Origin of the sequence: Candidatus Symbiopectobacterium sp. (assembly GCF_020054415.1) — a bacterium.
Lineage (GTDB): Bacteria > Pseudomonadota > Gammaproteobacteria > Enterobacterales > Enterobacteriaceae > Symbiopectobacterium.
Genome location: NZ_JAHWCO010000197.1, coordinates 1 through 1,575 on the forward strand (window position 1 = coordinate 1; position 1,575 = coordinate 1,575).

The 1,575-nt window shown below is 48.6% G+C and carries 1 protein-coding gene and 2 pseudogenes; all 3 read right to left on the minus strand.

What is annotated here, in order from left to right:
• Positions 1-2: 2 nt before the first annotated feature.
• Complete coding sequence (locus tag QZ506_RS05770) at positions 3-143, minus strand: hypothetical protein (RefSeq protein WP_291969696.1); 141 nt, start codon at positions 141-143, stop codon at positions 3-5.
• Positions 144-147: 4 nt separating this feature from the next.
• Positions 148-1,195, minus strand: a pseudogene (locus QZ506_RS05775) (iron-containing alcohol dehydrogenase); the annotation flags it as partial.
• Positions 1,196-1,494: 299 nt separating this feature from the next.
• Positions 1,495-1,575: pseudogene (locus QZ506_RS05780) on the minus strand (lipoprotein); the annotation flags it as partial.

The window sequence follows — 1,575 nt, forward strand, 5'->3', positions numbered from 1 at the left end:
GCTCAGGTGGGTGAAGCCATGGCCATGGTCAAAGCGCTTAACCGGATCACGCTATTAGGAATGCCGAACAGTATTCGCATCACGTAACAATCGACCCGCATGGGGCGCAGTCGTACAAGTTCTGATTTATTCAACAAAGCCATTGTGGATTATCGCCTCCACCGCATCCGGTGGTAATCCATAATCGCGCATGCGGGTTTTGATACCCATGTGTTCAAAGAAATCGCGCGTTTTTGCAATCGTTTGGGAAATGCGGGTCTCCTCATCACCCTCGGTTATTTGCCAGATGCGCGTGGCATATTGCAAAAGATTCTCATGCTTATTATTGCGCTGTACATATAATAAAGAAGGAGGTAATACGGCGAGCGTTTGTGCATGGTCTAAGCCGTACAGCGAGGTGAGCTGATGGCCGATACGGTGCGTAGCCCAGTCTTGTGGCACACCTGCGCCGATAAGCTCGTTTAACGCCAACGTGGCGCGTGGCCCGCACATCGTAATTTTCAGGCTGCGTAAGCGCTTTAGGACCTTCTTCCAACAGTGTTAGCAGTAACCCTTCAGCGAAGCGGTCTTGCACTTTGCCATAGACGGGGAGGGTTAGATATTGCTAGATAACGTGGACAAAGGCATCTACCACGCCGTTAGCGACTTGCCGAGCGGGCAGGGTATAGGATTTCTCAGGATCGAGAACCGCAAACTGGGGGAAAAGCAGTTGATGGTTAAAACCTACTTTAGCGCCTGATGCAACGTGGGAGACCACCGACGTGGCATTCGTCTCCGAACCTGTGGCGGGTAAGGTCATGACGCAGCCCATGGGCAGTGCCTGAGTGAGTGGTGTTTTATTAACCCAATGATCCCACACATTTTCATGGTAATAGGCGGCAGCAATGAATTTGGTACCATCTACTACCGAACCGCCACCCACAGCCAGTAGATAATCGACATTGTTCTCTTTTGCTAACCGTGTGGCCTTCATCAAGGTTTCGTAGTGGGGATTGGCTTCAATCCCGCCGAACTCCACAACGTAACGCTCACCAAGTGCTTGCCTGACTTCGGCAAGCGTGCCGTATTTTTCCGCACTTTGCCCGCCGTAGGTAATCAGCACCCGCGCATTGACGGGAATGTGTTGATTAATCTCTGCAATTCTTCCCTGACCAAACACGATGCGTGTTGGGTTGTAATAACTAAAGTTGTACATTTTACAATCATCACAGATTCAAAGTAACAAAAAACGGCTTTGATACTACTGCAAAGTCAGAGCGAGTGACATTTGGTTGAAACATAATGGTTATCCCCTCCTACACTTACCGCTACGGAGTACCCTCTTTGGAGATCGCTGACAGGTGCGTAATCTTGTTACATTTTTTATATATCTATCATTAAGATAAACCCATTTGAAACAGGTATAACTGTACCTGCTTTAGTGAAGTGAAATGCTACTTGGCTTTGTTGAATAAATCAGAACTTGTAACGACTGCGCCCCATACGGGTCGATTGTTACGTGATGCGAATACTGTTCGGCATTCCTAATAGCGTGATCCGGTTAAGCGCTTTGACCATGGCCATGGCTTCACCCAC